Source organism: Mycobacterium sp. MUNTM1 (assembly GCF_054660795.1).
The window spans coordinates 1-5,287 of sequence record NZ_BAAGDE010000111.1 but is presented as its reverse complement, the minus strand read 5'-3'; the positions used below and the strand labels follow the sequence as shown (position 1 = coordinate 5,287).

The following is a 5,287-nucleotide window of genomic DNA, read 5'->3' as shown; positions in this document are numbered from 1 at the left end:
AAATCACCGACGCTCCACTGTATATCGATGATTCACCCAACCTGACCATGATGGAGATCCGCGCCAAAGCCCGCCGGCTCAAACAAAAGACCGAGCTACAGCTGATCGTGGTGGACTATCTGCAGCTGATGACCTCAGGCAAGCGTGTCGAATCCCGCCAGACCGAAGTGGCCGAATTTTCCCGCAGCCTCAAGCTGATGGCCAAAGAACTCGATGTGCCGGTCGTCGCCGTCAGCCAGCTCAACCGCGGGCCCGAACAACGCACCGACAAAATCCCCCAACTCTCTGACCTACGCGAGACCGGTCAATTGGAGCAGGACGCCGACATGGTCATCCTCATTCACAGGCCCGACGCCTACGATCGGGACAGCCCCCGAGGAGGCGAGGCGGACCTGATCGTCGCCAAACAACGAAATGGGCCCGCCCCAAGAACTTTGACAGTCGCGAGCACCCTGCACATGTCAAGTTTTCGCGACCTGGCCCGCAGCTGAGTTCGTGGTGGTGGTCTTCGACGACCACGACGGGCGAAAGGCTCATTGAAGGTGGTCACATCGAACTCCATCGCGGCCAGTGCAGGGCCGAAGCGGCACAGGACTGAGCCGCGTTATCCCCACCAGGTGCGCTATCCATCGACGGTGTCCGTTCGGGCTGTTACCATCCGGCCAGGCAAGGCTGCGGTCAACTAATCAGATTGTGCTACAGCTGATTCCGAGCGCGGACAATGTCGTCCGCGGCGTTGTACCCCTCAGGTGTCACCCCAGAGACGGAATAACGAGAACTGAGAAACCCCATGACAGTGCTTGATAACGATGCTCCGGCCCGTAACGGGGCAGACACCGCCGAGCACCTGCGGTCCGCTTCGTCGTGGCCAGGACCGGCGCCCGCGGAGCTTGCGCTCGAGGCGAAGCCGTCGCGGACCCTCGCCCAAAGCGATGTCGTCAAACCCGACGCCACCCGGCGCCACGCAGTGTGGTTTTTCTGGATGTGGTTGCTGTTCGCCACCGTGGTTTCCATCGGCGGCAACGTGATTCATGCGTGGATGACTGCGCCGGCTCCCCACTTGAAGCTGCTGGCCTCGATCGCGGCCGCCGTTCCGCCCGCGATCCTGCTCGGGTCGACGCATTCGGTGGCTCTACTGATCAAGAACCGTCGACACGGCTACCGCCGCGTCGACGCCGCCGTGCTGGGCGCTGCGCTGCTGCTGATGGCGGGTGTCGCCGGCTGTGCGTTCGCGATGTCGTTCGTGTCTCTGCGGAACCTCATGATCTTGGTCGGTATGAGCGCAGGTACGGCGTGGCTGTGGCCGATCGGGGTCGACATGTCGCTGATCTGCTCGACGTTGGCGTTGCTGACCCTGGCCTCCCCACGTAACGGCGGTGAGGGTATCGAGACGCCGGCTGGTGCGACAGTGCCGCTCTCGCCGGCCGCCGGCACTGTCAGCAGCGGCCCGCGATCCGAGGCCGAGCGGCGGCTCTGGTGGGAATCCATCGCCGCAGTCATACGCGAGCAGAACAGCGACGTGCGCAAGATCGGCGAGCTGCCCACCACGCAGCTCGCCGAGATCTTGCACCGTCTCTACGACAAGAGAGATTCCAAACGGGCGGTATGCGCCGACCACGACCTGCACCACCGCGACGTTCGCACCATCACACACACCGCAGACGACGTGCTGGCCCGGCTCGCTGCCATTCCGTCGACGGACGGGACCAACCAACTCTGACTCGGCGCGCTGCTGCAGGCAAAGGCAGTGCAGCACCGCATCTGCTGTGGGACGTGGCCCGCGACGTGCGCCTCAACCGCCGATGGTCAGCGGTTTACCCTGTCCAAAGCGCGCAGTAGGCTGAAGCCGGCCCGAGCGCAGACACGGCCGCGGGCAAAGACACCATGGGGGGGTGGACATGGCGGAGCTAAACGCCAACCCGGCTGACTTGTTGCGGTTCGCTGACGCCTACTCTGAGCTGGCCCAGCGTGCAGCGCAGATTTCACCGCAGGCCGTCACCGAACTACAGCGGGTCATGCAGACTCACGGGCCGATGGGCTACCCCACGGCGGTGGGCATCGCCGCCGGCCTGGCCAAGGCCGAGGGCCCGCTCCAGGCCAAGGTCGCCGACTTCAACACCTACTCGCAGCGCTTCACTGAGCACAGCGCCACCTACACCAAGGCCGACCAGACCGGCGCGCAGGCACTGGACAACGAGTTCCGCCCCGTCGACAACAAGGACGCTGCGAACGACCCCGACCAACCCCAGCCCGCGATCGACCCCAGGAATCCCTTTGTGGGAGACGAACGATTCGGTCACTGGCAAGACATCGTCCCGCCGCCCTACGTGGGGAAAACTCCGCCGCCGCCCTGGACTGGACACCGCCCCTGGAAAGGCCCTTCGCTTGAGGGCGGCCCCACAGGCTTCTATCCGCCCGGCGGCAAAACATGGGCCGATGACAACGCTCCGCCGTTCGCCTACCTGCAAGAACAATATCGCTTCCGCATCTCAGGTGAGGACTACACGCACTACACCCGCACTGACCCCGTTGACGGCCACCAGCAGCAATGGGTGCAGTACACCTACGAGGCTCAAAAATGGACGCAGGGCACAATCGCCGGGCCGGCATGGGCCCCTAAAGCCCCCAACGAGATCACCGGCGAGCTGGGCGGTACCAACACCGGCGGCCTCTCAGGCATCAGCCCGCCGGCATACCGAGGTCCATGGGAGCCGATAACTCTTCCGCAAATCGCGACACTGTCGGCAGCGAACCCCAGCATTCACTACTACATGCCCGACGACTGTGGTTTCCAGTTCTCCTTCCTCAACGGCACTGCTACAGGCGGAAATTCAGGACTTGGACCCATCATGCCCAGCATGATCGCCGGGCCCTAAGGACGTCTCGATGAAGAACGTGGGTGAGTATTGGTGGATTTTGCCAGTGCTGTTGTACTTCATTCTGCTTGCGGTCGTCATGCGTCGCGGAATGTGGGCAACAGTGGGACAGAACATCTACTGGGTCGCCACTTGTGTACTGGTTCTTCTGATTCCGACAAAGCCCTCGCCCTCGAGCTACGTTCTGGCGGTACTCGTCGTGCTCAACCTGTGGATCTACAGGTGGTCGCTACGCAAAGGAACTTTCGTACTCGAAAGAGCGTCGAACAACGTGGGACCAATGACTCATCAGACCTCCGAGTCGGATGAAGTGTGAGCGACGCGGCCGTGGCGAAATCTCCACTCGCACTGAGGAACTCAGGCAGTAGAATGACAGCATTGAACCGCATCCAATGGGTGGCCTTCCTGGGGACGGGCCTCGCCGCCGGAGTCGGATTCTGGTTCGTGGTGACTTTCACCCTCGCCGCCGCCGGATTGTATTTCTACGCCCTGCATATCGCCTCGTACGTCGCAGTAATCCTGTGGCTGAAGCCATCCGCACGCAGCCACCTACAGAATCGCGCCACTGCTGATCGGCGTCGGATTGATGGTGAGCTACTTCGCCGTCGCTTGGACTGCTGCTCACGCCTGAGCATCCACACCACCGGTTTGCCGCCCAGTAACCTCATCCGTGAGGCGAATGATGGTTGCGCGGCGGCAGCGGAAAGAACGCTGCCCGAACGGCATTCGACCCCCAGGCCGAGAGGAGCCAATGCAGGCCGCAGGAGCGTGCCCTAGGCGTGGGTACCTTGACTTTGTGCCGGCGGGTCGATCCAGGGATAGGTCACTGCGAGGTATTCGTCGCGCGACACAACGAGGGTGGGTGCAGGTGTCGACATATCGACGTAGTTATGGCCGGCGCGGCCCTTCTGGCTCAAAACCGTTAGGTCAAGGGAGATCTCGTCCGCTTTGGCCGGGTCAAGTTGCCAAGTGACGTGCGTTGGGTCAAGGGTGATATCGGCTGCGCCGGCGCTGATGACGAATTCGTGGGTCACGCTGTCGTGCTCCAAACGCGACGACCCTCGCTGGATGGCGTCGTTGAGTGCGGCGCGGAAAGTGTCGAGCCCAGGGCCGTCCAGAGTCAGCAACACCGCATCGTGCCCGTAATCAAAGCGGGGCAGATAGTTCACGCGAATTATGTTCATGGGATTATCCAGGCACCTAGTTGAGTGTCGTTGTTGAATGATACCGAGGCGCAAAGACAAGACGGACGATGTGTGATTTCTTCATCGCGCAGCGCGGGCTCATAATCTCGGATCGTGCGGACGGTCGATGCTGGCAAGTAGCGAGCGGTACAGGTTTTCAGTCAATGCGGCGCACTCCGCGGCTAAGGCCGACTGGGCGTCGGCGCCAACGACAACGGCTTGCTCGATGAGTGCCCCGCCGCCAGCGCTGTTGACGACGTAGTTGTTGAAGTGACTGAGAACCTGGCGGTTACCGGTGGTTAGGCGGCCCGAGGCCCGGGTGGCGACGATTGCGTATTGCGGCGGTACGTCGACCGGGTGAGCGCTGATCTCGGTTGCCTGACTGTCGCGCAAGATGCGGTCGGCGTTACGTAGAACAAGTGCTTCTGGCACCGTGCCCGGTACCCGGTACAGGTTGAGGACCTCGCAGCCATCCCAGTGGTTGGTGCTGTTCACGCGGCGAAGCAGCAGACGCGTCACCGCGGGGGCGTCAGCGTCGGCGATAGCCCACGCGGAGGGGACGGCGAGTGCCGGCAACCAGAGGTGCAGGTGTGTGGAGGCCACATGTTGCAAGGGGCCGACGTGCTGGGCGATTTCTTGTGCCAGCGACGACACCGCGGTGGGATCAAACGCGGTCGGCATGGGGGAAACGTCGTTCATGCGATGGCCACCGCGCCCAGGAGGAGCAACAGAAGTAGCCCGCCGCCGGCCACCTCGGTTTCGGCGGGGCTCGGCGGTGGCACGTCGATGTGCGGCGGGCTGATGTGGGGGATCAAGCTCGGCGCCGGCGGCGGGGAGGATGCCGGGGGTGGCGCCGGCATGGTGGCGCCGGGGAACGGCGCCAACAACGGATTCTGTGGTGGCCCGATCACGCCCGGCGGTGCGGGCGCATTCGGATTGAGCAACCACGGCGGCAGACCGGAGATGATCGAGGGGCCGCTGACTGGAGGTAGCCCGCCAATGGGAACGTTTTCCCAGTCAGAGCCCGGCCCCGGGCGGGGTTTGTAATCCCAGTGCGGATTGTGCTGCCATTCGTCACCGGGGTAGTAGCGCCACTCACCGCCGTGTTGGTCATAGAGGCTTCGCCCTCCGCGTGCCACCGCGCTGGGACGACTCGCAGGCCCCTCGGTCAGGGGCCCCTCGACGGGCGGCCGCACGCCCTCAGGTGGGAGGCCCTCGACTGGGGGC

7 protein-coding genes and 1 pseudogene are annotated in these 5,287 nt (G+C 63.5%); 5 read left to right on the top strand and 3 right to left on the bottom strand.

What is annotated here, in order from left to right; genetic code table 11:
- The 5 genes from ACYQ8K_RS29725 to ACYQ8K_RS29705 form a co-directional block, all read left to right on the top strand.
- Positions 1-491, top strand: a 491-nt coding sequence (locus ACYQ8K_RS29725; protein WP_459974913.1) for a DnaB-like helicase C-terminal domain-containing protein, incomplete at its 5' end; no start/stop codon positions are given.
- 299 nt (positions 492-790) lie between these two features.
- Complete coding sequence (locus ACYQ8K_RS29720; protein WP_036473331.1) at positions 791-1,720, top strand: DUF2637 domain-containing protein; 930 nt, start codon at positions 791-793, stop codon at positions 1,718-1,720.
- Between the two features lie 178 nt (positions 1,721-1,898).
- The gene (locus tag ACYQ8K_RS29715; protein ID WP_081284056.1) at positions 1,899-2,876 is read left to right on the top strand and encodes a type VII secretion target; all 978 of its coding nucleotides are present in this window, start codon (positions 1,899-1,901) and stop codon (positions 2,874-2,876) included.
- 10 nt (positions 2,877-2,886) lie between these two features.
- The gene (locus ACYQ8K_RS29710; RefSeq protein WP_036474318.1) at positions 2,887-3,192 is read left to right on the top strand and encodes a hypothetical protein; all 306 of its coding nucleotides are present in this window, start codon (positions 2,887-2,889) and stop codon (positions 3,190-3,192) included.
- Positions 3,193-3,254: 62 nt separating this feature from the next.
- A complete protein-coding gene (locus ACYQ8K_RS29705) occupies positions 3,255-3,653 on the top strand; it encodes a hypothetical protein (protein ID WP_139830093.1) in 399 nt (132 codons plus the stop codon).
- Here ACYQ8K_RS29705 and ACYQ8K_RS29700 read toward each other — a convergent pair.
- The 3 genes and pseudogenes from ACYQ8K_RS29700 to ACYQ8K_RS29690 all read right to left on the bottom strand — a co-directional run.
- Entirely contained in the window at positions 3,650-4,045 is a 396-nt protein-coding gene (locus tag ACYQ8K_RS29700; RefSeq protein ID WP_225337336.1) for a hypothetical protein, read from the bottom strand. The two genes, ACYQ8K_RS29705 and ACYQ8K_RS29700, sit on opposite strands and share 4 nt — an antisense overlap.
- Before the next feature lie 114 nt (positions 4,046-4,159).
- Positions 4,160-4,759, bottom strand: a complete 600-nt coding sequence (locus ACYQ8K_RS29695; protein WP_225337337.1) for a hypothetical protein — start codon at positions 4,757-4,759, stop codon at positions 4,160-4,162.
- Positions 4,756-5,287 (bottom strand): annotated as a pseudogene (locus tag ACYQ8K_RS29690) (hypothetical protein); the annotation flags it as partial. The pseudogene ACYQ8K_RS29690 and the gene ACYQ8K_RS29695, both read right to left, overlap by 4 nt.

Coding starts and splice junctions, on each gene's coding strand:
- ACYQ8K_RS29720 (WP_036473331.1), top strand. CDS start 791: ATGACAGTGCTTGATAACGATGCTCCGGCCCGTAACGGGGCAGACACC.
- ACYQ8K_RS29710 (WP_036474318.1), top strand. CDS start 2,887: ATGAAGAACGTGGGTGAGTATTGGTGGATTTTGCCAGTGCTGTTGTAC.
- ACYQ8K_RS29715 (WP_081284056.1), top strand. CDS start 1,899: ATGGCGGAGCTAAACGCCAACCCGGCTGACTTGTTGCGGTTCGCTGAC.
- ACYQ8K_RS29695 (WP_225337337.1), bottom strand. CDS start 4,759: ATGAACGACGTTTCCCCCATGCCGACCGCGTTTGATCCCACCGCGGTG.